This window comes from Kutzneria chonburiensis, from assembly GCF_028622115.1.
Lineage (GTDB): Bacteria > Actinomycetota > Actinomycetes > Mycobacteriales > Pseudonocardiaceae > Kutzneria > Kutzneria chonburiensis.
This window is the reverse complement of record NZ_CP097263.1, coordinates 1,417,000-1,441,473: the sequence shown is the minus strand read 5'-3', so window position 1 is coordinate 1,441,473 and position 24,474 is coordinate 1,417,000. Positions and strand designations below refer to the sequence as shown.

General features: G+C 70.8%; 26 protein-coding genes. 7 read left to right on the top strand and 19 right to left on the bottom strand.

Annotation, left to right across the window (positions count from 1 at the left end):
* Positions 1-68: 68 nt before the first annotated feature.
* On the bottom strand, positions 69-1,181 hold the full coding sequence (locus M3Q35_RS06920) for a glycosyltransferase (protein WP_273940808.1): 1,113 nt from the start codon (positions 1,179-1,181) through the stop codon (positions 69-71).
* A 297-nt stretch (positions 1,182-1,478) separates the two neighbouring features.
* Between M3Q35_RS06920 and M3Q35_RS06915 the strand changes: the two genes are divergently transcribed.
* A complete protein-coding gene (locus M3Q35_RS06915; RefSeq protein WP_273940807.1) occupies positions 1,479-2,108 on the top strand; it encodes an AbiTii domain-containing protein in 630 nt (209 codons plus the stop codon).
* On the opposite strand, the gene M3Q35_RS06910 is transcribed toward M3Q35_RS06915, so the two are convergent.
* The 4 genes from M3Q35_RS06910 to M3Q35_RS06895 all read right to left on the bottom strand — a co-directional run bounded on the left by M3Q35_RS06910 (position 2,092) and on the right by M3Q35_RS06895 (position 4,483).
* Complete coding sequence (locus M3Q35_RS06910; protein ID WP_273940806.1) at positions 2,092-2,991, bottom strand: alpha/beta hydrolase; 900 nt, start codon at positions 2,989-2,991, stop codon at positions 2,092-2,094. The genes M3Q35_RS06915 and M3Q35_RS06910 overlap by 17 nt on opposite strands.
* A gap of 2 nt (positions 2,992-2,993) precedes the next feature.
* Positions 2,994-3,299 (bottom strand): putative quinol monooxygenase, encoded by a 306-nt coding sequence (locus M3Q35_RS06905; protein ID WP_273940805.1) that lies wholly within the window; start codon positions 3,297-3,299, stop codon positions 2,994-2,996.
* An 83-nt stretch (positions 3,300-3,382) separates the two neighbouring features.
* Positions 3,383-4,102 carry an SOS response-associated peptidase gene (locus M3Q35_RS06900; RefSeq protein WP_273940804.1) on the bottom strand — a complete coding sequence of 240 codons (720 nt, stop codon included), beginning with the start codon at positions 4,100-4,102 and terminating at the stop codon, positions 3,383-3,385.
* 42 nt (positions 4,103-4,144) lie between these two features.
* Positions 4,145-4,483, bottom strand: a complete 339-nt coding sequence (locus M3Q35_RS06895) for an STAS domain-containing protein (RefSeq protein WP_273940803.1) — start codon at positions 4,481-4,483, stop codon at positions 4,145-4,147.
* Between the two features lie 243 nt (positions 4,484-4,726).
* Here M3Q35_RS06895 and M3Q35_RS06890 point away from each other — a divergent pair, with 243 nt between their 5' ends.
* Positions 4,727-5,725 (top strand): Ppx/GppA phosphatase family protein, encoded by a 999-nt coding sequence (locus M3Q35_RS06890; protein ID WP_273940802.1) that lies wholly within the window; start codon positions 4,727-4,729, stop codon positions 5,723-5,725.
* A gap of 387 nt (positions 5,726-6,112) precedes the next feature.
* Here M3Q35_RS06890 and M3Q35_RS06885 read toward each other — a convergent pair whose 3' ends face one another.
* The 7 genes from M3Q35_RS06885 to M3Q35_RS06855 all read right to left on the bottom strand — a co-directional run bounded on the left by M3Q35_RS06885 (position 6,113) and on the right by M3Q35_RS06855 (position 13,717).
* A complete protein-coding gene (locus tag M3Q35_RS06885) occupies positions 6,113-7,702 on the bottom strand; it encodes a phytoene desaturase family protein (protein ID WP_273940801.1) in 1,590 nt (529 codons plus the stop codon).
* Between the two features lie 77 nt (positions 7,703-7,779).
* Positions 7,780-9,369 carry a SpoIIE family protein phosphatase gene (locus M3Q35_RS06880; RefSeq protein WP_273940800.1) on the bottom strand — a complete coding sequence of 530 codons (1,590 nt, stop codon included), beginning with the start codon at positions 9,367-9,369 and terminating at the stop codon, positions 7,780-7,782.
* Positions 9,366-9,698: an STAS domain-containing protein gene (locus M3Q35_RS06875; protein ID WP_273940799.1), complete on the bottom strand. Its 333-nt coding sequence runs from the start codon at positions 9,696-9,698 to the stop codon at positions 9,366-9,368. Before M3Q35_RS06875 ends, M3Q35_RS06880 begins: the two co-directional genes overlap by 4 nt.
* Positions 9,699-9,824: 126 nt before the next feature.
* On the bottom strand, positions 9,825-11,003 hold the full coding sequence (locus tag M3Q35_RS06870; protein WP_273940798.1) for a zinc-dependent alcohol dehydrogenase: 1,179 nt from the start codon (positions 11,001-11,003) through the stop codon (positions 9,825-9,827).
* Positions 11,004-11,249: 246 nt separating this feature from the next.
* Entirely contained in the window at positions 11,250-11,687 is a 438-nt protein-coding gene (locus M3Q35_RS06865) for an Hsp20/alpha crystallin family protein (protein ID WP_273940797.1), read from the bottom strand.
* An 87-nt stretch (positions 11,688-11,774) separates the two neighbouring features.
* Entirely contained in the window at positions 11,775-12,914 is a 1,140-nt protein-coding gene (locus M3Q35_RS06860; protein WP_273940796.1) for a cytochrome P450, read from the bottom strand.
* Positions 12,914-13,717, bottom strand: coding sequence for an SDR family NAD(P)-dependent oxidoreductase (locus tag M3Q35_RS06855; RefSeq protein WP_273940795.1), 804 nt, complete (start codon positions 13,715-13,717; stop codon positions 12,914-12,916). Before M3Q35_RS06855 ends, M3Q35_RS06860 begins: the two co-directional genes overlap by 1 nt.
* Before the next feature lie 142 nt (positions 13,718-13,859).
* Here M3Q35_RS06855 and M3Q35_RS06850 point away from each other — a divergent pair, with 142 nt between their 5' ends.
* Positions 13,860-14,231 carry a DUF3618 domain-containing protein gene (locus tag M3Q35_RS06850; RefSeq protein WP_273940794.1) on the top strand — a complete coding sequence of 124 codons (372 nt, stop codon included), beginning with the start codon at positions 13,860-13,862 and terminating at the stop codon, positions 14,229-14,231.
* A gap of 95 nt (positions 14,232-14,326) precedes the next feature.
* Here the strand turns inward: M3Q35_RS06850 and M3Q35_RS06845 are convergent, their stop codons facing one another.
* Together M3Q35_RS06845 and M3Q35_RS06840 are read right to left on the bottom strand one after the other, a co-directional pair.
* Positions 14,327-14,509, bottom strand: coding sequence for a DUF2188 domain-containing protein (locus M3Q35_RS06845; RefSeq protein ID WP_273940793.1), 183 nt, complete (start codon positions 14,507-14,509; stop codon positions 14,327-14,329).
* An 8-nt stretch (positions 14,510-14,517) separates the two neighbouring features.
* Positions 14,518-15,372 (bottom strand): Rieske (2Fe-2S) protein, encoded by an 855-nt coding sequence (locus M3Q35_RS06840; RefSeq protein WP_273940792.1) that lies wholly within the window; start codon positions 15,370-15,372, stop codon positions 14,518-14,520.
* A 72-nt stretch (positions 15,373-15,444) separates the two neighbouring features.
* Between M3Q35_RS06840 and M3Q35_RS06835 the strand changes: the two genes are divergently transcribed.
* The 4 genes from M3Q35_RS06835 (at position 15,445) to M3Q35_RS06820 (ending at position 19,568) form a co-directional block, all read left to right on the top strand.
* Positions 15,445-17,184: an FAD/NAD(P)-binding protein gene (locus M3Q35_RS06835; protein WP_273940791.1), complete on the top strand. Its 1,740-nt coding sequence runs from the start codon at positions 15,445-15,447 to the stop codon at positions 17,182-17,184.
* Entirely contained in the window at positions 17,166-18,272 is a 1,107-nt protein-coding gene (locus M3Q35_RS06830; RefSeq protein ID WP_273940790.1) for a carboxylate-amine ligase, read from the top strand. Before M3Q35_RS06835 ends, M3Q35_RS06830 begins: the two co-directional genes overlap by 19 nt.
* A 22-nt stretch (positions 18,273-18,294) precedes the next feature.
* Complete coding sequence (locus M3Q35_RS06825; RefSeq protein ID WP_273940789.1) at positions 18,295-19,263, top strand: DNA topoisomerase IB; 969 nt, start codon at positions 18,295-18,297, stop codon at positions 19,261-19,263.
* Between the two features lie 104 nt (positions 19,264-19,367).
* Positions 19,368-19,568 (top strand): CDGSH iron-sulfur domain-containing protein, encoded by a 201-nt coding sequence (locus tag M3Q35_RS06820; RefSeq protein WP_273940788.1) that lies wholly within the window; start codon positions 19,368-19,370, stop codon positions 19,566-19,568.
* Here M3Q35_RS06820 and M3Q35_RS06815 read toward each other — a convergent pair.
* The 5 genes from M3Q35_RS06815 to M3Q35_RS06795 form a co-directional block, all read right to left on the bottom strand.
* Positions 19,541-20,521 (bottom strand): iron-containing redox enzyme family protein, encoded by a 981-nt coding sequence (locus tag M3Q35_RS06815; RefSeq protein WP_273940787.1) that lies wholly within the window; start codon positions 20,519-20,521, stop codon positions 19,541-19,543. The genes M3Q35_RS06820 and M3Q35_RS06815 overlap by 28 nt on opposite strands.
* Positions 20,511-21,587 carry a carboxylate-amine ligase gene (locus M3Q35_RS06810; protein ID WP_273940786.1) on the bottom strand — a complete coding sequence of 359 codons (1,077 nt, stop codon included), beginning with the start codon at positions 21,585-21,587 and terminating at the stop codon, positions 20,511-20,513. The genes M3Q35_RS06815 and M3Q35_RS06810 overlap by 11 nt, the downstream gene beginning before the upstream one ends.
* A gap of 29 nt (positions 21,588-21,616) precedes the next feature.
* A complete protein-coding gene (locus M3Q35_RS06805; protein ID WP_273940785.1) occupies positions 21,617-21,742 on the bottom strand; it encodes a hypothetical protein in 126 nt (41 codons plus the stop codon).
* A 144-nt stretch (positions 21,743-21,886) separates the two neighbouring features.
* Positions 21,887-23,380 (bottom strand): aminotransferase class I/II-fold pyridoxal phosphate-dependent enzyme, encoded by a 1,494-nt coding sequence (locus tag M3Q35_RS06800; protein WP_446685270.1) that lies wholly within the window; start codon positions 23,378-23,380, stop codon positions 21,887-21,889.
* 15 nt (positions 23,381-23,395) lie between these two features.
* Complete coding sequence (locus tag M3Q35_RS06795; protein ID WP_273940784.1) at positions 23,396-24,451, bottom strand: carboxylate-amine ligase; 1,056 nt, start codon at positions 24,449-24,451, stop codon at positions 23,396-23,398.
* Positions 24,452-24,474 lie beyond the last annotated feature (23 nt).

The following is a 24,474-nucleotide window of genomic DNA, read 5'->3' as shown; positions in this document are numbered from 1 at the left end:
CCCAACCCCCACAAAGGGCGGGTGGGCGGGCCACCAAACCCAACCACCGCACAACACCCCAACCACACCTACCCCCGCCGCACCACCGGCCGCCCCGTCCGAGCAAGCTCCTCCAACAATTCCACAGCCTCGACAGGAGCGTCGTGCCGGCCAAGGTCCTCAGCAATCCGCCCAGCGGCGGCCCCATACCCCGGCCCGGCAAGGACTTCCATCACAGCCCGCCGCAAAACATCAGCACTCGGGGCATCCGTGGAAAGCCGGATCCCCACCCCCGACCAAGCAACACGGGCCGCAATGTCAGGCTTCTCCTCCGTCACCCCGGCCACCACCATCGGCACACCATGCTTCAGAGCCATCTGAACGCCACCATACCCGCCATTGGTCACGAAAACTTTCACGTACGGCATGATCGCAGCCAGCGGCACGAACTGTTCGATGTGGACATTCGACGGAAGTGCCGCCGGAGCAACAAAATCAGCACCCCCGGTGGCGACAACAGCGGTCAAGTCCATCCCGGCAAAGGCATCGACGGCAGCGCCGATCAAGTTCGACCGGGCATTGGCAACGGTGCTCAACGCAACCAGCACCACAGGCCGACCGTCGTCCAGCCCAGGCCACCACGCCGGCTCCTCATACGAATCACGCGAGTCATACGAAGGCGGATCCGGCGTCAGCGCACCGATGAAGTGCACCTGCGGCGGCAGATCACTCCGAGGGAACTCGAAAGACTCGGCGGTGTCCATCAGGAACAGCCAAGGCGACATGAACTCGTCGAACACGGCGTAGCCACGCCGAGGCAGGCCGAGGCTCTCTCGGACGTCATCAAGGTGCCGCGCCGGCCGCCGGAACAAAACGTGGCGCTGCAACATCGTCAGTGCCCGATCGCGCAACCGCGAACCGGGAGCGAGACCGAGACCAGGCGGCGGCGTGTCACGGCTGTAGGTGCCGAGACGCGTCGTGGCCAGCCGCGCGAACGGCGGCCCGCCGCGCTCCGACACCATGGAGGCGGCGATCACCAACTGGTCGGCCAGCAGCACGTCGGCTGGAAAATCGGTCAGGATCGCCTCAAGGTCCCGGACGGTGCCGGGCGCGGCGTCCACGAACGCCCGTTCGAAGTACAGGCGGACACGCTCCAGCTTCGACGCGGTACGCAGCTCGGGAATGAGCTCTGGCGGCGTCACCAGAGTGAAGTCGATCTCATGCGTGATGGGGTGGAAGGTCGCGCCGGCCGCCTCGACCGGGGCCCGCAGGCCCGCGCCGGTCTACCAGTGCACGTCGTGCCCACGGCTGACCAGACACCGCACCACCTGCGCCGTTGGCGTCACGTGGCCGACCACGGACGTCGTGGCGACAAGGAAACCCGCCATGGTTGCGGGACGGTACGCCGAGTACGGCCGCCGTGGTGCCCGAAAGGGAGGCAAGGGCCGGAGTCTGGACGGAGGATGACACGGAGCCCACCGGTTCGCGACACTCGACCGGTGGGATTCCTGGACATGCTGATCGACGCCGCCCGCCAGGTTCCCAGCACCGCGGACGTCCTGCGCGGCGTCCGCATGCTCGCCCGGCGGATCGGCTCGGCCGAACTCGAGAACTGGGCCGACCGGGAGCTGGCCGGGTACGCCGACGACGAACCGGTGCCGACCTACCGGGGGCCGTACCGCTGCGAGGCGCACGTGCGCTACCGCCGCATCCCCGGTGGCATCGCACCAGGCATGGCGCCGCTGCCGGAAAGCGCCTTCGCGGAGGAGTTACGGGACTCCCGGCTGATGCGCGTCTACGAGGTGCGGGTCGTCGACCCGGTCGACCACCTCGACGAACTGGTCCGGGTCGGCGCGCCGCTGGTCCGGCCATGGGGCGGCGTGCAGATCGACCTGATCAACCGGCTGATCGACATCGGCGGCCTTGACGTCGCGCCCGGGCACACGATCGCCGCGGCCGAGACGCGACTGGCCGGGGACTCGGTGGCCAAGGTGGTGGACTCGGTGCGCAGCCGGGTGCTCGGCCTGGCGCTGGGGCTGGAACGGCTGGCGCCCTCGGCCGGAGACGAGGACGGGCCGTCGGAGGTCACGCCGGCGATGCACGACGTGATCGTCAAGACGCTGGGCTGAGCACCCGCGCCAACCAGTTCGTTCGGGTACGCCGGGCCTCGACGGACAACCCCGCCTTCGGGAACAGCGCGTCGAAGCCATGGCAGCCGCCGGCCCAGACATGCAGCTCCGCCTGACCGCCGGCGGCCCAGATCCGGCTGGCGTAGGCCACGTCCTCGTCACGGAACACCTCGGCGGTGCCGACGTCGACGTAGGTCGTGGGCAGGCCGGACAGGTCCTCAGCCAACGCAGGGGAAACGTACGACGGGACGCCACCAACGCCGTCGATCACCGACCGCCAGCCGAAATCGTTCATCTCCCGCGTCCACACGCCGGGCTCCCCGGCGAACTGGCGGCTGGACGCGGTGTCGTTGCGGTGATCGAGCATCGGGCAGATCAATATCTGCGCGGCGATCGGCGGCCCTTGCCGGTCGCGGGCCAGCAGGGTGACGCCGGCGGCCAGACCACCGCCGGCACTGGTGCCGGCCACGATGATCCGCGCCGGGTCGATGCCCAGCTCGTCGGCGTGCTCCGCGGTCCAGACCAGACCGTCGTAGCAGTCTTCGACCAGCGTCATGCCGGTGGCTTCTGGCGCCAGCCGATAGTCCACGGTGACCACCACCGCACCGAACTCGTCCAGCCAGTCGAGCGGAATGTCCAGCTGCGAGAACCGATCCCCCATCACCATGCCGCCGCCGTGGACCCAGTAGACGCACGGCGCGTTCACGGGCCGGGAGGCCGGCGTGAAGATCGAGAGCCGGCCGACGTCCCGTCGGTCGAGATGATCGGGCTGACCGGTGGCGTACGGGCGGATCTGGTGCAGCGTCTCGAGATCGAGGGTGGTGCGCAGCGGCATGTCGGCCAGCAGTGTGCGCAGTTCCGGGTCGAGGGCAGGGCCGCTCATGCTCAGAACACCGCCTTGCCGCCGACGGGAACCTCGTCGGTGTACCGGGATTCCCCGTGCAGCAACGGTTCCAGGGCGGCGACCAAGGCCTTGGCCTGCTCCGAAGCGAAGAACCGGGAGTGCGCCTCGCGGCTCGTCCAGCCCTCCGTGACGGTGACGGTGTCGGGGTCCTCGACCGAGCGGCTGACCAGGAACACCACGCAGTCGGGGTGCGGCAGCGCCGGCGCGTCGAGCAGGAGCCGGATCACCTCGTCGCCCCGGCCGGGTCGGGCGGTCATCGTGGCGTGAAAACCGTGGTTGACGTCCATGACCCAATACAAGCAGCCTGACCTGCGGAAACGTTAGACCGATCCGCTTCGGCTCTTGCCTGATCCTGCCGGTCGAGCCCGGATCAGACCGCCACCGGCTCGACCAGGTGGGGCCCGTTGTTGCGGACGCTGTTGACGGCTGTGGACACCTCGTAGGGCTCAAGGTGCGGCTCGGGCAGGCTGTTGATCAGCGTCTGCACGTCGTCGGCGTCGGCCAGCTTCGGGTCGAGCCAGGCGTCGAGCAGGTCGCCGGACGGGATGAGCAGCGGGCTGCGGTCGTGGATGTGGCCGAGGGTGTCGGCGGCCGTCGTGGTGATCACTGTGCACGTCCACAGCCACCGGTCCGGATGGTCCTCGGGCAGGTCCGGGTCGGGCCGCAGCTCGTACAGGCCGGCCATGGCCAGCGGTTCCCCGTCGGCGGCGTGCAGGAAGAACGGCACCTTGCGGTTGTCGATCTTCATCCACTCGAAGTAGCCGTCGGCCGGGATCACGCAGCGACGCCGCCGGGCCGCCGACTTGAAGGCCGGCTTGGCCAGCAGCGTCTCCACCCTGGCGTTGATCATCTTGCTGCCGATCTTGACGTCCTTGGCCCACGACGGCACCAGGCCCCACCGCACCGACCGCAGCAGCCGCGCGGCGTCGGCCTCGGGCTCGTCCTTGGGAGCACGCTCCAGCACCACCCGCACCGGCTGCGTCGGCGCCACATTCCACGACGGCTCCGGCTCGTCGCCGATCACATCGACGACCTCGAACGCCTTGGCCAGCTCGGCGTCGGTCTGGGCACTGGCGTATCGACCGCACATGTCAAGAATTCTGCAACGCCGGAGCCGTCGATGCCGGCTTTTTCAGCCGGCCCGTCGCGGCAAGGCCACCAGCGCCGCGTCCACGGTGCTGTCGATGGTGAGCAGGCTGTCCAGTGCGGTGATCTGCAACGGCCGCAGGGCCTGCCGCCGTGAGGCGACGATCCGCAGGCCGAAGCCGTCCTCGGTGGCCCGCTGGGACAGCCGCGCGAGCAGGCTCAGGCCGGTCGACGCCAGGAAGGTCAGGCCGTCGAGGTCGATCACGAGCGCCGAGACGTCCGCGGTGGCCGCGGTGACCTCCCGCTCGACCAGGTCGACGGTGGCGAGATCCAGCTCGCCGAAGAGGTGCAGCACGGCAATGGAGCCGATACGTTCCGTACTCACGGAAATGGGAGTCGTGGCGGGTGTTGACATGGGCACCGCTTCCCTAGTGGGTGGAGACGCAGCCCGAGCCGGACACAAGCGTGCCACGCCGGCTGTTTGCTCAACCGCTGCCCACCGTATGACCTGCGCCGGTGGCTGCGCAAAGCGCCTACCCAGATCCCCGTCGAATAAACCGCGCGGCCCGGTTGTCTTCCCACGGATTGAAAATCGGGCCGCCGGGTAGCCGGGGCAATGAGATTGGGCGTGCTGGACATCGGGTCGAACTCGGCGCAGCTGCAGGTGGTGGACATCGTGGCCGGCGGCCCGCCGCTGCCGGCGTACGCGGTGAAGGAGCCCACTCTGCTGGCCGAGTCGTTCACCCCGGACGGCGCCATCGACCCGGCCGGTGTCAGACGCGCGGTCGGCGCGGTGGACAGAGCCGTGGCCGAGGCCCGGCGGCTGGACGTCGACCAGCTCTACGTGTTCGCCACGTCGGCGATCCGCGACGCCGCCAACCGGGACGAGGTCGTCGCCCGCATCGAGGACGGGACCGGTGTCCGGCCGCAGTTCCTCAGCGGCGAGGACGAGGCCCGCCTCACCTATCTCGCCGTCCGCCGCTGGTACGGCTGGTCGGCCGGGCGGCTGCTGGTGCTGGACATCGGCGGCGGCTCGATGGAAATCGTGCACGGCACCGGGTTGCTGCCCGACCTCGTGGTGTCGTTGCCGCTCGGCGCCGGCCGGCTGACCCGCCGGTTCCTGCCCGACGACCCGCCGACGGCCAAGCAGCTGCGTCGGCTGCGCCGCCACGTCCAGGACGAGATCGGCGAGATCGCCGACCGGATGGCCTGGGAAGGCGTGCCCAACCAGGTCGTCGCCACGTCGAAGACGTTCAAGCAGCTGGCCCGGCTGGCCGGTGCCCCGCCGCAGCGGCACGGCCCGTTCGTGCGGCGCTGCCTTACCGTGGACGACGTCGCACGTTGGGTGCCGCGTCTGGCCCGCATTCCGATGGCCGAACGCGCGGACCTCCGTGGCGTGTCACGATCCCGCGCTCGGCAGGTCGTGGCCGGCGCGATGGTGGCGCACGCCGCGATGAGCCAGTTCAAGGTGCCGTCGGTGGAGGTGTGCCCGTGGGCGCTGCGCGAGGGCGTGGTGCTGTGCCACGCCGTGTGGGACGCGCGTGGTTTCCTTCCGCTGCAACCCGTCTCGCTGGCCGAGCAGCCCTGGCGCTACGACATCCCGCGCCAGCTGGTGGCCGGCGCCTGACGTCGTTTCGCCGGCCCCGCACGGGGTTCCCGACGGGATGATCGAGGTGACCAGAACGGTCGAGGTGTCCCCGGAGCACGTGTTCGCCGTGCTGGCCGACGGTTGGTCCTACGTTGGCTCCCGGCCGCGCCGCTACCGGACGCGGTGAAGGGCTTGTTGCTACGGCCCCGCAACCTCGAGGCCCTCGTCGGCTCGGCGACCTCGCCCGCGGCCGCACCCGTGGCGACACCTGAGTGGCTCACTTTCGCCTGTTGCCCCACCTGAGTGGCTCACTTGGCCGTAGAACGCAAATGAGCCACTCACGTGCGCCAGCCATCCCCACCTGAGTGGCTCATTTGGCCGTGGAGCGCAAGTGAGCCACTCAGGTGGGGAAAGGCGGGGAGGCGGTCAGCCGTAGACGAGGCGGTGGGCGGCGTTGATGGCGGCCTGGTAGCCGCTGCCGGCCCAGCCGTCACGGGCGAGCGCGGCGCGGGCGGCGTTGTTGCCGGGGGCGCCGTGGACGGCGCCGCCGGGGTGGGCGGAGGCGCCAGCGAGGAACAAGCGCTGTACGGGGGTGTCGGCGCGGGCCAAGCCGGGCACGGGGCGTAGGAACAGCTCCTGGTGGATGGACGCGGTGCCGGCGCTGATGGCGCCGTCGACCAAGCTCGGGTTGTGGGCCTCCAGATCGCACGGCCCTTGCACGGCGCGCCCCACGACCAGCGACCCGAAGCCGGGGGCGTGGCGCTCGACGACGCGCTCGATCCGGTCGGCGGCACGCGCCAGATGCGCCTTGTCCCAACGCTGACCGTGCGGCACGTGGGTGTATGCCCACACCGCCTCGGTGCCGGCCGGCGAACGTGACGGATCCGCCGTGGTCATCTGCCCCAGCAACAGGAACGGGTCCCGCGGCGTACGGCCCCGGGCGAGGTCGGCGCTGAACGCCGTGAGCCCGTCCAGGTCCGCGCCGAGGTGCACGGTGCCAGCGCCGCCGACCTGCGCGGCGGACCACGGCACCGGCCCGGACAGCGCCCAGTCGACCTTCACGGTCGCGGGGTCCCAATGGAACCGGCCGAGGTCGTCGACGAGCCGAGCGGGCAGATGCTCGGCACCGACCAGGTCGAGGTACAACGCAGGCGCGGGCACGTCGGCCAGCACGGCGCGGCGGGCCCGTACCAACTCCCCCTCGGCGTCACGCACCCCGACGGCGCGCCCGCCGGCGACCAGGATCTTGGCGACTCGACGGCCGCAGATGACCTCGCCGCCGCGCATCCGAAGCCGTCGCACCAACGCCTCGGTGATCCGCCCCGCGCCGCCTTCGGGCACCGGGAAGCCGACCTCTTGAGCCAACATCGCCAGCAGCCAACCGAAAACGCCGCTCCCGGCACCGTCCACGCCGATGTCGGCGTGCATTGCGTTGCCGGCCAACAACAGGCGCGCGCCCTCCCCCGTGAACCACTCTTCGGTGAAGGTGCGGGCGGACAGGGTTACCATGCGCGCCAAGCGAAGTCCCTCGGCGGTGCCGGCACGCCGCAGCAGGCGCAGGCCGGCGCGGACCGGCGGAAACGGGCGGAGCAGCGAGTCCAGGAACGGGTCCCGCAGCCGGAGCCACTGCTCGTGCATACGCCGCCAGGCGTCGCCGTCCTCGGCGGCGAACTCCGACACCGACTGCGCGGTACGGTCGATGTCACGGGACAGCACCACGCTGCGGTCGTCGGGCAGGAGGTGGGCCACGGCATCGGGGGCGTGTCGCCACGTCAGCCCGTACCGTGTCAGGTCGAGGTCGGCGAACACGGGCGAGGCGGCGATCATCGGGAAGAAGGCGCTGCACAGGTCGCTGTGATATCCCGGGGCCGCGAGCTCCGCCGTACGCACCGCGCCGCCGGGCCGGTCGGTCGCCTCCAGCACCAGGACCTGCCACCCGGCGTCCGCCAACACGTTGGCGGCGACCAACCCGTTGTGGCCGGCGCCGATCACCACGGCGTCAGCGGACTCCGTCATGGCAGCGGATTCCCGGCCCGCCGCACCCCAAACTCGAACACGACGCCCGGATGCCCGCACCGGTCCGGGCCGAGTGACTACACGGCCTCCGTCCGGTGCATCACCAGCAACGCCACGTCATCCGCGGTCGCCTGTCCCTCGACGAACTCGGCCATCAGCTCCGAACACACCGTCTCCGACGGCACCGGCGCGACGGCTGCCAGCAGCTCGGCCAGCCCGACGTCGATCGGCCGGTCCCGCCGCTCCACCAGGCCGTCGGTGTAGAAGCACAGGGTCGCCCCCGGCGGCAGCTCGACGACCTGGCTGCGACGGCGACGGCCCTTGAGCGAGAAGCCGATCGGCGGGTCCACGACGGCGTCCACGAATCGGCTGGGCCGGCCGGGCCGGGCCAGCACGGGTCTCAGGTGACCGGCCAGGCACAGCGTCAGCCGGCCGGCCTCCGGCTCGACCACGGCATAGGCCACGGTGGCCATCACGCCGGCCTCGAAGTGGCTGGCCTTGCGGTCCAGCTTGTCCATCACGATCTCGGGCTTGTCGTTGTCGAGGGCGTACGCCCGCAGCGCGCTGCGCAGCCGGCCCATCACGACGGCGGCCGGAAAGCCGTGCCCGGCGACGTCGCCGATCACGATGCCGATGCGGCCGCCGGACAGGGAGAACACGTCGTACCAGTCACCGCCGACGCCCAGGTCGGCGCCGGGGGCGTAGCGGCCGGCGAAGTCGAGCCCGGCGATGGACGGCAGGCGGCTGGGCAGCAGGCTGCGCTGCAACGCCGTGGTGGGGCTGCTTTCGGCGTTGGACGCCTGCGCCTGCACGGCCAGCGCCAGCCGGTCGGCGGCGATCTGGAGCAGGAGAATGTCCTGGGCGCTGAACGTCCGGTCGCCCGCGGCGCCCACGCGCAGCACACCGACCAGCGTCCCGCCGGCCACCATGGGCACACCGGCCAGGACGCTGAGGCCGCTCTCCCGCAGCAGCGGCGACTCCACAGTGGTCTCGTCGATCCGGTCCACGACCAGCGCCCGCTGGCTCTCGGCCACCTTCCCGGCCAGCCCGACCCCGAACGGGATCCGGATCGGCCGGCGGACCTGGTTTTCCAGACCGACGCAGGCGGTGACGACGAGGTGGTCGCCGGACCGGTCGTAGACCAGCACGGCCGCGGTGTCCACGTCCAGCAGGGTGTGAATACGGCTCAGCAGTTCCCGCAGCAGGGCCGTGGTGCCCAGCTGGGCAAGACCGGCGTCGGTGACGGCGTCGAGGAAGCGCAGGCGACCGTCCCGCTGGTCGACCGGCCAGCGCATGCGGACGTGGGTGCCGGTGTTGCCCGGCAGCACGGTGACCTGGGCGGCGAGTCGCTCGATCAGCGCCAGCCCGCGGCCGCGGTGCCGCTGCTCCTCGGGCGTGCTGACGTGCCAGTGGCCCTCGTCGGCGATCACCGCGATGACGGCGTCGCCGTCATGCCGGATCTCCACGTCGAGGGTGCCGATGCCGTCGTCGCGGTAGGCGTGCTCGACCACGTTGGCCATGGCCTCGTACACCGCCAGCGCCACCATCTGCGACAGGTCGACGCCCAGTCCGGCCCGCTCGGTCCACTCCTCGATCGAGCGACGGATGCCGCTGAGCTGCTCGGCCTTGGCCAGACCGTGCCAGCGCAGCGGGTCGACGCCGCTCATGCGTCCATCGCGGATTTCCGGCTCGGCCGGATGAACAGGTCCTCGGTCAGGCCGGTCAGCTCCAGCGGCCGCAGCACGGCCGGGTCGTTGGCCACCACGCGCAGCTGGGTCGTCTCGTCGGCCTCGCGGTGGGCCAGGGCCAGCACGGCCAGCCCGGCCGAGGAGAAGAACCGGACCCCGGTCAGGTCGATGATCAGGACCTTCGGCTTCTCCGCGAGCAGCGCGACGACCTGGCTCTCCAGCGCCGGCGCGGTGACCATGTCGACCTCGCCGTCCACCTGGACCACAGCGATGTCGTCGGCCGGACGCTCGACGGCGACGGTCGCCAACCCTACCTCCGCGTTGTCTGGTTCTTCCGCACTGAGACCACTCACACGAACATCATGCCCCCAGCCGCAGCCAGGGGCATGAGTGCCGCGCACCCGGGGGTGACCAGTGTCGCGGGAGTTCAAACATCAGGGTTGCAGCAGCACCTTGACCGCGCCGTCGCGCTTCTGCTGGAACATCTGGTACGCCGCCGGGGCCGACTCCAGCCGCACCCGGTGGGTGGCGAAGCTTTCGAGGCCCAGCGGGTCGCCGTCGACCACCAGCGGCAGGATGTCCGGGATCCACCGGTGCACGTTGGCCTGCCCCATCCGCAGCTGGATCTGCTTGTCGAACATACGCAGCATCGGCATCGGGTCGGCCATGCCGCCGTACACACCGGACAGCGAGATGGTGCCGCCGCGCCGGACGATCTCGATCGCCAGGTACAGCGCGTGCATCCGGTCCACGCCGACACGCTTCATCAGCCAGCCCTGGAGGGCGTCCGGCAGCAGCGAGGTCATCTGCTGCGTGAGCTGGGCGGTCGGCGAGCCGTGGGCCTCCATGCCGACGGCGTCGATCACCGCGTCCGGCCCGCGGCCGCCGGTTTTGTCCCGGATGACCTTGACCAGGTCGGCATCGCGCACATCCAGCGCGTCGACACCGTTGAGCCGCGCCCGCTCCAGCCGCTCCGGCACCAGGTCCACGCCGATCACCTGGCCGGCGCCGCGGTGCTGCGCCACCCGGCACGCCATGTCGCCGATCGGCCCGAGCCCGAGCACCGCCACGCTGCCGCCATCGGGGATCGCGGCGTACTCGACGGCCTGCCAGGCCGTCGGCAGCACGTCCGACAGGTAGACGAACCGGTCGTCCGGCGGGCCGTCCGGGACCTTGATCGGCAGCGTGTTGCCGAACGGCACCCGCAGGAACTCCGCCTGCCCGCCCGGCACCTGCCCGTACAGCTTGGTGTAGCCGAACAGCGCCGCCCCATTGCCCTGCTCGTGCACCTGGGTCGTCTCGCACTGCGAGTGCAGGCCCTGGCCGCACATGAAGCACGTCCCACAGGACACGTTGAACGGGATCACCACCCGGTCGCCGGGGCGCACGGCCGTCACCTCGGCGCCGACCTCCTCGACCACGCCCATCGGCTCGTGGCCAAGGATGTCGCCCTCGTCCAGGAACGGCCCCAGCACCTCGTACAGGTGCAGGTCGGAGCCGCAGATGCCGCTGGAGGTGATGCCGACGACCACGTCCGTCGGCTGCTCGATCCGTGGGTCCGGCACGGTGTCCACCCGCACGTCCCGCTTGCCGTGCCAGGTCACTGCCTTCATCGGGTTCCTCCCATGTCGTCGACCATCGGCTACCCCGTGCCACGCCGGGCAACCACGACGGGCGAAACCCCGCCGGCACGCACCGGCGGGGCTTCGCGAGGGGGATGTTCACTCGTACTGCTCAGGGATGTCGATCAGGCACCACCTGCCTCTCACCGACGCTGTGAAAGCGCCGTTCCCAAACTCCGAGTTGAGGAATGGTCCGTTCCGAAACTCCGAGTTGAGGGATGGTCCGTTCCGAACTGGTCAGGCGTTGATCTGGCGGGGTTCGGGGGCGGCCTGGTCGATGGCGATCTTGCGGGGCTTGGCCTTCTCGGCTACCGGGATGCGGATGGTGAGCACGCCCTGCTCGTACTGGGCGGCGATGCGCTCGGCATCCAGGGCGTCGCCCAGGAACAGCTGGCGGGAGAACACGCCGAGCGGTCGCTCGGCCACCTGCATCTCCACGCCGTCGCCGCGCTCGACCGGGCGGCGCTCCGCCTTCACGGTCAGCACGTTGCGCTCGACGTCGAGGTCGATCGCCTCGGGGTCGATGCCCGGCAGGTCGAAGTGCACGACGTACTGGTCGCCGTCACGGTAGGCGTCCATCGGCATCGCCGTCGGGCGGGACCACGTCCCCTGGGCTCCGAAGACCTGCTGGGTCAGCCGGTCGAACTCCCGGAACGGGTCGGTGCGCATCAACATCGTTCCACCTCCATGTCCCTCGTCGGCTGTCAACGCGCACCACTGTTCTAACATGTCATCCAAACGATGACAAGTGGCTCGTCATCACTAAGACGACGTTCGCAGCACGAAGCCACTGCGCGGCCGGGTCGGGATGCGGTGGAACGGGATGTCCAGGTCCTGCTCGGGGACCTCGTAGTCCAGCCGGGCCAGGCCGGTGGCCAGCGTGGCCAGCACCGCCACGGCGATGCCCTCCCCCGGGCAGCGGTGGTTGATGTCGGGCCAGCCGGCGCCCTGCGGCACGAGTTCGAACGGCCCGATGTCGTGGCCGACGAACCGGTCCGGCGCGAAGACGTAGGGGTCGGGGAACAGCGCGGGATCGTGGTTGTGGCCGTACAGGTCGAGCAGCACCATGCTGCCGGCCGGAATACGCTCGCCGTCCCATGCCAGGTCCTGCACGGCGAGACCGCCGAGAAACGGGGCGAACGGGTAGAAGCGGCGGACCTCGTGCGCGAAGGCGACGGCGTACGCGCCGCCGGCGGCGAGGTCGGCGCGGTGCTTGGGCCAGCGGTGCAGGGCATGCGCGGCGAACGTGACGAACCAGCTCAACGCCACCGTCGGACGGATCACGTTGAGCAGCTCCACGGCCCGGGTGTGCGGGTCGCGAAGGTGAGCCGACATCACGTCGTACAGGAAGCCTTCGCTGACGCCGGCAAACCACTTCTCCTGACGCCGCCGGGCCGCGCGGGCCTTGAAGTGCCGCGGCCCGGCGGTGGCGAAGCCGTCGACCATGGCGATCTGGTCGGCGGCCATCGCCGGGATTTCGTTTGATGGCAACGAAATCCCGGCCCAGTCGGTGACGGCCCTGGTGAGAATGCGGCTGGTCTCGTCGAACAGGGTGACGCGCCGCCAGGTGGGGACGGTCTCGTCCCACACTTCGGCGGCTTTGGCGGTGAGATCAGCGACGCAGTCCGGACCCATCACCGACAGGAACATCGACTTGCGGGTGCGGTGTTCGGCGCCGTCGAGTGTGTGCACGGCACCGTGACCGAACAGCGTGCTCAGCACCGGGCCCGGCAACGCGCCGTGGCGACGAATGTGCCGCTCGTTGTAGAAGAACTTCGCGGCGTCGACACCGCCGATGCACGTCGCCCGTCGCCCCAGCAGCCTGGTCCGGTACGTCGGCGCTCGGCGGCGCCGGTCGGGCAGCCACGCGTAGCCCCCGGTCAGCAATCGGAGCTCGTCCATCAGCTCTCCGCGCTGCCCGGCTCGCTCATCTTGCGGTGCTGCGCGGCCATTGCCTTGTCCGGCAACACCTTCGCCGCCGCAACCTGAGCCTTGTTCTTGATCGACCCGGCAACGACGCGGCCCTTGCCGGCCATCATCGCCTCGAAGCCCTGCTTGGCCACGACCGCGGCGTCATCCTTGTTCTCGGACGCCCCGAGCTTGGTGTCCCCCATGTCCGCGCGGTCGAAGAACTCCGTCTCCGTCGGGCCCGGCATCAGCGCCGTCACGGTGACGCCGCTGTCCTTGAGCTCCTCGTGCAGCGCCTCGGAGAACGACAGCAGGAACGCCTTGGAGGCGTTGTACACCGTCTGGAACGGGCCCGGCATCACCGCCGCGATCGACGACGTGAACAGCACTCGGCCGCTGCCCCGGGCCGCCATCGCCGGCAGCAGCCGCTTGGCCAGGTGCACCGCCGACCGCACGTTCAGGTCGACGACGTAGAGCTGGTCCTCCAGCGTCGAATCGCCGACGAACGCGCCCGAGACCCCGACGCCGGCGTTGATCACCAACGCCTCCACCGGGCGGCCGGTCGACGTCACGACCTTGACCAGCTGCTCGACGGCATCCGGCTCGGTCAGGTCGGCTCGTACGGCATCGACGGCAACATTGTTGGCGCGCAAGGCATCGGCGGCAATCGCCAGCTCGTCGTCCTCGGCGCAGGCCACGATGTCGAAGCCGTGGGCCGCGAGCTGGTGGGCCAGTTCGAGCCCGATGCCGCTGGACGCCCCGGTCACCACGGCGAGCGGGTTGAGGGGTGCAGTCACGTCTCCTCCTTCGGTGAACCTCACCGAAGGCCATACCCGGCAGCGCCGCGCTTAACCCGGCCGGCGAGGTCGCGGCCCCACGTGTCGTCCGATTCACGTCTGGGTATCCGGGTGTCATCACCGGTTCGTGAAGGAGCGCGAGATGAAGGCGAAGGATCAGGCCACGGAACTGCGCGAGCAGGCCGAACGCACCCGGGAGGCGCTGGGCGAGACGGTGCAGCAGCTGTCCGACAAGCTCGACGTGCAGGCGCGCGCCGGCGAGGTCGGGGCCAAGGCCCAGCAGGTGGCCGCGACCGCGGCCGAGAAGGCCCAGCAGGTCGCGGCGCAGGCCAAGGACACCGCTGTGAACTCACTGAACGAGGCTGAGCGCCGGATCGACGATCTGCCCGAGGCGGTCCGGGAGCCGGCGCACCGCACGATGAACGTGGTCCGGCAGCGGCCCGCCATGGTGCTGGCCGGACTGCTCGGGCTGATCGTGCTGCTCCGGCTGCTGCTGCGCCGTTCCCACGACTGAGCACCGCATTTCACTGCCGGCAACCGCCTGGCCAGGGCGGATGCACCGGCCGAGCACGGCGGCGGGGCCCGGGCTTTCAGCCCGGGCCCCGAGTCCTACTCGCTGTCGGCCTTGTCAGGGTCCAGCACGATGTGCTGGACGCCGCGTTCCCGCGCCACCCGCCGGCCGAACGCGACCGCGTCGCCCCGGTCGACGCTGATCCGCGAGGCCCGGCTGTTGCCCTCGACGCGCGTCTTCCACACGCCGTCCTCGCGGTAGGTGATCACATCGCCGGGCACCGCATCCCCTACGCCGTCTTGACTTCTAGCCGGCTGGCCCGCACCCGGCTGTCCAGCCGCTGCTGCGGCGCGGTGGCCGGCCCGTGGGCCGGACGGCCGTCGTCGAGCCGGAACACGCTGCCGTGCCAGGGACACTGCACGCACTCGGCACCGTCCACTTCGGTCAGCTCCCCTTCGGACAGTGGCCCGGACATGTGGCTGCACTGGTCGTGCAGGACCGAGAACTCCTTGCCACGCCGAACCACGAGCACCGGGATCTCCGCCGCCACCCGTCGAATCGGCTTCGCCTCGGGGAACTGGTCCACGGGACCGAGATCGCACCAGTCGGCCGGGCCGAGGCGGCCGGCGTGCTCGGAGTGGTTGGCCCCGACGGCGCGACGGAAGGCGAGGTCGCCGCCCAGCGTGGCACCGGCCATGCTGAACGTCAGCCCGGCCATCGCCGACCACACGCCGGCCCGCTGCCGGCCACCGGCCCGCAGCGCCAGGGAAGCCACGTAGCAGACCAGGGCGGCCGAGTTGGCCGCGGCGTGGACCACGCCGACCCGCCGCTGGTCCTGCTGGCTGTCGGCGTAGTCGGCCAGACCGGCCGCGGCCGCCGGCACGCTGCTGAGCACGCCGAGCCCGATCAGCTTGGTGGCTTCCCGCGAGCTGCCGCCGATGTCCAGCACGGCGGCGCTGGCGAAGCAGCCGATCGGCACCTGGACCAGCGCAGGATGCAGCGGGTGGCCGAGAAACACGCCGTGCAGCAGGTCCTTCACGACGCCCGGGCGCAGGACGGCATGCACGCCTCGGCGAAGCGCGTCGCCGACGGCGTCGAGTCGCTTCTCGTCGGCGATCCGATCGAAGACACGGGGTTGCTCCATGGTGCCGGCATGCCCAGAACACCGCCCGTTAAACAAAGGTTGATCCGGTGCGCCGACGGGTACCAGAGCGCCGTGCGAGAGAAAAGACGCTTCCGCGTGGCGATCGTGGGCTGTGGGCCGCGCGGGCTGGGCGTGCTGGAACGGCTGCTGGTCCGGCTGCGGCGCGGTCCGTCCGATCGGGACGTCGTCATCTGGGCCATTGACCCGGTCGAGCACGGCCCGGGCCAGGTCTGGCGGACCGACCAGGCCGACTGGTACGCGACCAACGCCACCGCCGCCGAGCTGACCGCGCAATCATTCGACTTCCCGGGCCGGCCGCAGTCCTACGCGGACTGGGCCGGGCTGGACGCCGACTCCGCGCGGCAGGTCTACCCCAGCCGCGCCGAATACGGCCGCTACCTGCGGGAGACGTTCGCCCGGCTGTGCGCATCGACCCCGCCTGGCGTACGGGTGTTCCCGTTGACCGGTACCGCGACCGCACTGCGTCGTACGGACGGCCGGCTGCACCTCTCCATCGACGATGGACACCCAGATCTCTTGGTGGACAAGGTGATTCTCGCAACCGGCCACAGTGGACTTGAGCCGGACGACGAAGACCGCGCGCTGTCCGCGCACGGGCACTACATCCGTGGCGGCATGGCGGCGACGATGCCGTTGGACGAGATCGAACCGGGCCGCACGGTGGCGATCCGTGGCCTCGGCCTCACGTTCTACGACGTCACCCGAGCTTTGACGATCGGCCGGGGCGGGCGTTTCGTCCGCGCGGACGGTCAACTGTGTTACCAACCGAGTGGTGCGGAGCCACGGCTGGTCGCCGGATCGCGCAGCGGCCTGCCGTTTCGCGCCCGGGCCGAGCTCAACGAGCCCGCCGAGCTCGCGCCGCGCCCCGTCATCCTCAGCGACGATCGCCTGGCCGAGCTGCGGGAAGACGCCGCCGCGCGTCGAGGCCGCCCGCAGCTGGACTTCGCCGCCGAGGTCGAGCCGCTGATCGTGGCCGAACTGGAGCACGCCTACCGCCGCCGCGACGGCCACGGGCCGTTGGACGTCGACGCCCTGGCCAATCCCTTCAATTGCCCGTTCGCCGGCCGTGACGAGTTCCGCTCGCGTCTGCTCGACGTGCTGCGCGACGACGTCGCCCGGGCCAAGGCGGGGTCGACCGTCGACCCGGTCAAGGCGGCGCTGGAGGTCATGCGCTCGCTGCGCCCGCTGATGCCGGACGTCGTCGATTTCGACGGCCTGCTACCGGATTCACAGCGGGACTTCCTGACGCGGTGGGCCCCGATGAGCTTCCTGCTGTCGGCCGGGCCGCCGGTGGAGCACGTCGAGCAGCTGGTGGCGCTGATCGAGGCCGGCGTGCTGGACGTCGTCGGGCCGGGGGCACGCTTCGAAGCCTCAGAGCCAGGCCGATTCGCCGTGGAGTCGCCCTCGGTCGCCGGTTCCCGGCGGCTGGCCGATGTGCTGCTCGACGCCCGTGCGCCCGGCGCGGACCTGCGCCGGGACACCAATCCGCTGCTACGCCAACTGCTGGCCGACGGCATGATCAGCGAGCACGTCAACGTGGATCCGTTGACCGGGCGGCGATTCGCCAGCGGCGGGCTGGCGATCACCGAGTCCCCGTTCCACGTGTTGGACGCCAAGGGCCGGCCCGACCCGGACGTCCACGCGCTCGGCGTCGTCACCCAGAACACGCGCTGGTTCACGCAGGTCGGCACCGGCCGGCCGGGCCGGGACAGCCCGTTCCGCCGCGACGCCGACGCGATCGCCGTCGCCGTGCTGGCCGGGGAGGTGCGCTCGTGGCCCGTACCGGCCTGACCTTCGGGGTCGAGGAGGAGTTCCTCGTGGTCGACGCGGCCGGCCGGGCCGTGCCGGCGGGCCGCGCGGTGCTCGGCGGCACCGGCGGCGAGAACGACGAGCTCCAGCCCGAGATGATCGCGTCCCAGGTGGAGTCGGCCACGCCCGTCTGCACCTCGGCCGGCGAGCTGCTCGGCCAGCTGCGCCGGCTGCGGGAGACGCTGGCCGCCTCGGCCCGTGACCAGGGCCTGCGGCTGATCGCCAGCGGCACGCCACCGCTGCCCGAGGCCTCTCCCCCGCCGCTGACACCGGACCGCCGCTACCGCCGCATCGCCGGCCACTTCCGCAGCCTGCTGAAGTCGGCCAATGTCTGCGGCTGCCACGTGCACGTCGGCGTGCCCGACCGGGAGACCGGACTGCACGTGCTCAACCACCTGCGGCCGTGGCTGCCGGCACTGCTGGCGATCAGCGCCAACTCCCCGTTCAATGACGGCGCCGACACCGGATATGCCAGTTGGCGGCACATGCAGATGACCAACTGGCCGTCCGCCGGGCCGCCGCCCCTGCTGCGGTCGCCGGCTGAGTACGACGCGACCTTGGACTCCATGACCCGGTCCGGGGCGTTGCTCGATCCGGCCATGGCGTACTGGGACATCCGGCTCTCGCCCACGTACCCGACCGTGGAGATCCGGGTCTGCGACGTCATGATCACCGCCGACGAGGCGGCGCTGATCGCCGTGCTGATCCGGGGCCTGGTCGCCCTGGCGCTCCAGCGGGACGCCGTGCCCGAGGTGGCGCAGGAGGTGATCCGGGCGGACCTGTGGCTGGCCGGACGGGACGGGCTTCAGGGGCGCTGCGCCGCCCCCAGCGGCACCCCGCCCGAGCCGCACGCCCTCGACCGGCTGCTGGCCGAGGTTCGGCCCGTGCTGGACCGGGAGGACCGCGCGTTCGTCCACCAGGTCACCGGCCGGCTGGCTCGCGTCGGCGACGGCGCCACCCGGCAGCGTGCGGCCTTCGCCCGGGCCGGCCGGGTCGAGGACGTCGTCACCATGCTGGCCGACGCCGTCGCCCCGCGTCGGGAGAGCCGGCTCACGCTCGGTTCCGTTTGAGCAGAACGGGTATTCCGTCGGTATGCGGTTGAGACGGAGCCGGCTGACCGGCGAGTGCATCACCCGGCGCCGGCGTGGCCGTGGCTTCGAGTACCGGCACGCCGACGGCTCGGCGGTGACCGATACCGAGGCCTTGGACCGGATCCAGGCGTTGGCGATTCCGCCGGCGTGGCGGGAAGTGTGGATCTGCCCGTGGCCCAACGGCCACATCCAGGCCACCGGCACCGACGACGCCGGCCGCAAGCAGTACCTGTATCACGCCCAGTGGCGGGAGAACCGTGACCGGCAGAAGTTCGACCGGGTACGGAAACTGGCCCCGAAGCTGCCGGCGCTGCGGGCGCAGGTGGCGACCGACCTGGACGCCGGCGGCTACGCCCGGCAGCGGGTGACGGCCGTGGCCCTGCGCATGTTGGAACAGGGCGTGTTCCGTATCGGCAACGACGAGTACGTGGAGTCCAACGGCACCTACGGCGTGTCCACTTTGCTCCGTGAGCACGTGACGGTTCGGCGTGGCCGGGTGGAGTTCTGCTTTCTGGCCAAGGGGCAGAAGGAACGCGAGGTGACGTTGGACGATGCCGAGCTGGCCAAGGCCGTCGCCGGGTTGAAACGGGTTCGTACCGGCAGCGATCGGCTGTTGATGCACCGTGACGGCAAGGAATGGCGGCCGCTGGACTCGCAGGACGTCAACGAGCGGCTGCACGAGCTGGTCGGCGACGAGTTCACCGTGAAGGACCTGCGTACCTGGAACGCCACCGTGCTGGCCGCGGTGATTCTGGCCGGTCGCAAGGGCCAGGGCAGCAAGCGCACGGCCATTCGCGAGATGTACAAGGAGGTGGCCCACCATCTCGGCAACACGCCCGCCATCGCCCGCAAGTCCTATGTGGACCCACGCGTGGTCGAGGCCTTCGACGAGGACCGGGTCATCCACCCTTCGACCGACCTCGACCGCGTCGAACGTTCGGTTGCCCGGTTGGTGGCCCGCTCCCGGTGATGATCTGGTTTGGACGGTCCGGTCGGGGTATTCCGTTGGTGTGACCACCTTTGACGATCGGGTCGTCGCACCGCCGACGCTCCGGCTGGACCTGGCGGTGATCCGTGCCGACCGAACGTGAACACCGCCGCGTCACCGTGGAGCCAGGCGGTCCCATCCTCATCGACGGTCCCGTCCAGGTCCAGCTGCCCGACGGCACCACCGCCCGCTCCGACCGCTTCGTCGTGGCGGTCTGCGCCTGCCGCCGCAGCAAGCGCTATCCGTTCTGCGACACCAGTCACCGCAAGAAGATCCGCGACGACTGACCGCGCAACGAAGACCAGCCGTCCCGCCAGGCCTTCAGCAGGTGGTCGGCGAGGTGCTGCTCCAACAACTCGGTGGCCTGGATGCCGAACACGATGTCGGCGGCGAGTTCGGGTTCACGGGTGAGGAGGTCGCCGACGACGTCCCGGCGCAACACCTGCTCGTGCACGGCGTCGGCCTCGATGTGCTCGGTGTAGAACAGCCGGCAGGCGTCGGGGGCGTCCAGGCGACCCAAGGCCTGGTCCATACGCTGGGCGCTGGGCCCGGTGCTGATCTCGGTGGCGGCGAAGTGGCCGACGAGGGCCCCACGGAGACGGCGGTGGAGGCCGAAGAGGGACATCATGTTGACGGTGGCCAACGAACACGCGGGCACGTCGTCGAGGTAGTGCAGGTACCGGGAGGAAAGACCGGCGGCGTCAAGGAGATCGGCGAACAGGCGGGCATGCACGCGCTCGGCCCGGCCGCCGCCGAACTCGTCGAACTCGACGGCGACGAGGGCGGCCTTGGCCCGGCCGGTGAGCCGGGGGATGGCCCACGCGTGCGGGTCGGCCTCCTTGAGGTGGTAGATGGACCGATGCACGAACAACTCCCGCACCTGCCACCACTCCCCCTCATCCAGCAGGAAATGGCTCAACCCGGTGTCGGGCACGTGCTCGACCAGCAACGCGTCGATCTCGCCGGCCACGTCGTCGCCGCCCGGCACCGAACCCCACAACGCGTCCTCGAACACCCGCTCCATGCGACCGCGAAACCGCAACAGCTCCGGGTCCCATTCCCACGCCGGGTCGACGCCGGGCAGCCCCTGGTAGTGCAGCTCGTAGCACAGGTGCAACGCCAACTGGAGGTCGTCGCCGAACGGGTCGGCGTCGCAGACGGGACCGGACGGCCGGGCGGTGCCGGCGGGCCGGGACAGGGTGGCGATGACCGCCTCGGACAGTGGCCCTCTAGCGATCATGGCTTCCTCCCAGGGAAAGCTGCCGAACGACGGAGTCGAGGCCGGCGGCGGCAAGGAGCCGCTGCCGGGTGGCGGCGGTGCACCGGTCGGTCAGCAATCGCCGTACCTCGGCCAGCTCATCGTTCTCCTCCAAAGCATGGCGCACGTGGTCGAGCAGGCCCATCACCATGACCGTCGCCGGCATCTGCTTGCCCAGCAACGGATCGACGGCCGGGCCGTCCATACCGTAGCGCGAAGCCGTCCACACGGCCGCAGCCGCGGTCTGCACCGGCACGGCCTCGGTGCCATGGTCGAGGTCAGCCAAGGCCGTATCCACGAGCGCACGGCACAGCGAGGCTTGCAGCACGGCATCGTCCACAGTGGCCGCAGTATCGGCAATGCGGAGCTCCACCGTGGGCAGGTGCGGCGACGGCCGTGCGTACCAGAAGGTCTGCCTTTCGTCGACGAGCACCCCGCAGTCGACCAGCTGGGCCACTTCCTGCTGCCACCGCGAGAAATCCGCGCACCAGGGCGGAATCCCGCCGCCGGGGAACCGGGACTGCTGCACGACCCGCCAACTCTCGTAGCCGGTGTCGTGTCCATTGTGGAACGGGGAGTTCACCGACAGGGCCAGTAAAGCCGGCAACCAGCGGGCCACGTGGTTGACCACGGCCACGGCGGTGTCCTTGTCCGGCACGCCCACGTGCACATGGCAGCCGCACGCCTCGTAGTCGACGGCGAGGGCGGCGAAGAGCTCGTCGACCTGGGCGAACCGAGGCGCCATCGCGGGGCGAGGGGCAGCAGAACCCACGACCGGCGTGCCGCTGGCCAGCACCCGTACGTCCAAGTCGGCGGCGGCCACGGCCAACGCCTGGCGGCCGACCGCCAGCTGCGCCCGCAGCTCGGACATGTCCGTGCAGATGCCGGTGGCCACCTCGACCTGGGTGTCACGCAGCTCCCGCTGCACAACCATGCCGGCCGGCAGCGGCCCGACACACCGCGCCAGCACCTCGGCCGCCAGCGGCGTCGTGATGCCGTCGTGGTCGATGAGGAGGAACTCCTCCTCGACTCCCAGCGTGCTCGTCACAGCACGGAAATACCCGCCAACGCCACCCCTCAACCGGCCGCGTGGAAGTCCTGCCAGGCCTGTTCGAGCAGATCGGGCCCGGTCAGCAGGTCGACGGCGGTGCCGGCCACACCTCGACCGTCGTGCCCGTAGCCCGGGCGACGCCGTGGGCGCACTCGGTCAGCTGCGCCACCAGGTCGTCACGGGCGGCGGGTGGTCAGCCCGCGCACACCGAACCGGCCCTCAGCCAGGTCCGGCACGAGCTCCCCACAGCTCGTCGGCGTGCCGGCCGATCTCGGCCCGCACCCGGTCGTACACCGTCACTTGGCGTCCTTGACCACACGGATCGAGGTCAGGTCCGGGTCAGCCGGATCGGGTAGCTGCATGCCGGCGTTCAACCCGCTGCGCAGGTAGTCCAGCACCTCACGGGTGATCACCTCGCCCGGCACCAGCGCTGGCGAGCCCGGCGGGTACGGACTGATCATCTCGGCCACGACCCGCCCGACCGCCTTCTTCACCGGGACCTGCTCGGCCTCGCCGAAGAACGCGTCCCGCGGCAGCATCACCGTCTCGAGCTCCAGGTCCCCCGGCCGGGGCAGGTCGACCGCCGGCGGCTGCTTCATCTTCTCGGCCGCCTTGACCAGCGCCCGCAACGCGTCGACCAGCACCTTGGCCGTGTAGTCGTCATCGCCCATGGTGATGATCGCGACGATCCGCCGGTGGTCGGAGAGCCCGACCGTGACGCGCTGGCGGGCCCGCAGCCAATCCGCCGCCTGGTAGCCGCTGATGCCCAGCCCGGCCAGGTCGACGACCACCTTGAGCGGATCGAACGACGCCGCCAGGTCGGGCCCGACGAACTCACGCTCCCCGTCCACCCGCATCCCGGGCAGCAGGTCGATCTCGCGGCGGACCCGCTGGGCCAGGGTCAGCGCGGTGGTCAGCAGCTTCTCGCCGTCCTCGACCATCTGCCGCCGCCAACCGTCCACAGTGGCGTACACCAGCGAGGAAGCGCTTGTGGTGCCGAGGATATCCTCACGCGCCTTGAGTACGGCCGGGTCGACCCGGTTGCCCTGAAGGTGGAAAACAGAGCTCTGCTCGACCGCGTTGCCCATCTTGTGCACGCTCGTCACGCACAGATCGGCGTCGGCGTCCATGGCCCACGGCGGCAGGTCCGGGTGGAACGGCAGGTGCGCGCCCCAGGCCTCGTCCACGATCAGCGGCTTGTCGAACTCGTGGCACACGTCGGCGATCGCCTTGATGTCCCCGCACGTGCCGTAGTCGGTCGGCGTCACCAGCAGCATGCCCTTGGCCTCGGGTTCGGCCTCGAACGCCGCCCGCACGTCGTCCGGGCCCGGTGGATGCGACAGGTGCCGCTCCCCGTCCCAATGCGGATGCACCCAGACGGGCGATACGCCGCTGATGATCAGGCCGGAGATGACCGACTTGTGGGCGTGCCGCACCACGACCAGCTTCTCGTGCGGACCGGCCACCGCCAGCATGGCACTCTTCACCGACAGCGAGCTGCCGCACGTGGAGAAGAACGTGTGCTCCGCGCCGACGGCGTCGGCCATCAGCTCCTGGGCCTCCTGCAACACGCCGTGCCGCAGCAACCGGTCGTCCAGGCCGTTGGGGCCGAGCACGTCGCTGCGGAACACGCCTTCCCCGAGGACGTCGACGACCCGCCGGTCAGCGCCGCGCCCCTGCTTGTGGCCGGGCGGGTTGAACGGGGTGATGCGCTGCTCGTGGAACTCGACCATCGCGTCGAGCACAGGTGCCTTGCTGTGGTCCATGGCCTCGGATTCCCGGGCCGCCACCAGGAGAAACCACCGTCAGGTCGGCCAGGCCAGCGTGTCGAGCACGTCAGCCATGTGCCCGTTGCGGTCCAGGGCGGCCCGCTGGCGCTGCGCGCCATTGCCGGTGGCCCGCAGCCGGGTCAGGGAGTCCTCGACGAACTCCGCGTCGTCACCGAGGAATGACCGCACCGACGCCACGAGTTCGTCGACGACCTGCCAGGCCGGCATCAGAGCGCCGGTACGGGGATGGACGCAGCAGCCGGCCAGGCCGTCACGGGCCGAGCGCCAGAGCCGCGCCCGCAGGACCTCTGGGGCCGGCCGGGCCACCGGATCGGCGTCGAGCGCCTGGCCCGCGAGGCCACGGATGACAGCAGCCAATAAGGCCGCTTCGGTAGGCGTCGGCAGAACGTCGGCGATACGCACTTCGACGGTCGGCTGGTGGGCCGAGAGCCGAATGTCCCAGTAGACCATGCCCCGATCCAGGGCAGCACCGGCCGACAACAGCCCCTCGACCCGCGATTCGTACGCGTCCACGGAATCGAAATGCGGCGGCGCGCCGGCCGACGGCCAGCGGGTCCACAGCGGGTGTCGCCAGCTGGCATAGGCGGTGTCGTCCCCGTTGTGGAAGGGGGAATTCGCGCTCAGCGCCAGCAGCACCGGCAACCATGGCCGGACGTGGTTGCTGATCCGCAAACCCGTTGCGGCGTCAGGAATCGAGACGTGGACGTGGCACGCGCAGGTCAGCGAGGCCTGGGCGACCGCGCCGAACTCGCGGGCCATCCGGTGGTAGCGGACGTCCGGTGTGAACCGCGGCGGCCGGTCGTCGGCCATCGGCGCGGTACCGGTGGGCAGCAGCCGCAGGCCCTGCCCCGCCGCCTCGGCAGCCAGCCGGTCGCGGAGGTCACGCAGCCCCGTCACGACCTCGTCGATGGTGTGGCACACGGCCGTGGCGCTCTCCACCTGGCAGCGCCGCAGCTCGTGCTCGACCTGCCCGCCGTCGTCGTCCACGTGCTCGGAGATCTCCGGCCCCGCGGCGGCGAGCCGGCCGTCCCTGTCGACCAGCAGGAACTCCTCTTCGACGCCGAGCGTCAAACCGGATCTCATGCCCGGGAGAT

What these genes read in the sequence shown, in the direction of transcription:
- M3Q35_RS06860 (WP_273940796.1), bottom strand. Translation starts at nt 12,914, where the DNA reads ATGGACGAGCTCCGATTGCTGACCGGGGGCTACGCGTGGCTGCCCGAC.
- M3Q35_RS06910 (WP_273940806.1), bottom strand. Translation starts at nt 2,991, where the DNA reads ATGAGCGGCCCTGCCCTCGACCCGGAACTGCGCACACTGCTGGCCGAC.
- M3Q35_RS06905 (WP_273940805.1), bottom strand. Translation starts at nt 3,299, where the DNA reads ATGGACGTCAACCACGGTTTTCACGCCACGATGACCGCCCGACCCGGC.
- M3Q35_RS06865 (WP_273940797.1), bottom strand. Translation starts at nt 11,687, where the DNA reads ATGTTGATGCGCACCGACCCGTTCCGGGAGTTCGACCGGCTGACCCAG.
- M3Q35_RS06880 (WP_273940800.1), bottom strand. Translation starts at nt 9,369, where the DNA reads ATGAGCGGCGTCGACCCGCTGCGCTGGCACGGTCTGGCCAAGGCCGAG.
- M3Q35_RS06885 (WP_273940801.1), bottom strand. Translation starts at nt 7,702, where the DNA reads ATGACGGAGTCCGCTGACGCCGTGGTGATCGGCGCCGGCCACAACGGG.
- M3Q35_RS06870 (WP_273940798.1), bottom strand. Translation starts at nt 11,003, where the DNA reads ATGAAGGCAGTGACCTGGCACGGCAAGCGGGACGTGCGGGTGGACACC.
- M3Q35_RS06850 (WP_273940794.1), top strand. Translation starts at nt 13,860, where the DNA reads ATGAAGGCGAAGGATCAGGCCACGGAACTGCGCGAGCAGGCCGAACGC.
- M3Q35_RS06840 (WP_273940792.1), bottom strand. Translation starts at nt 15,372, where the DNA reads ATGGAGCAACCCCGTGTCTTCGATCGGATCGCCGACGAGAAGCGACTC.
- M3Q35_RS06825 (WP_273940789.1), top strand. Translation starts at nt 18,295, where the DNA reads ATGCGGTTGAGACGGAGCCGGCTGACCGGCGAGTGCATCACCCGGCGC.
- M3Q35_RS06900 (WP_273940804.1), bottom strand. Translation starts at nt 4,102, where the DNA reads ATGTGCGGTCGATACGCCAGTGCCCAGACCGACGCCGAGCTGGCCAAG.
- M3Q35_RS06815 (WP_273940787.1), bottom strand. Translation starts at nt 20,521, where the DNA reads ATGATCGCTAGAGGGCCACTGTCCGAGGCGGTCATCGCCACCCTGTCC.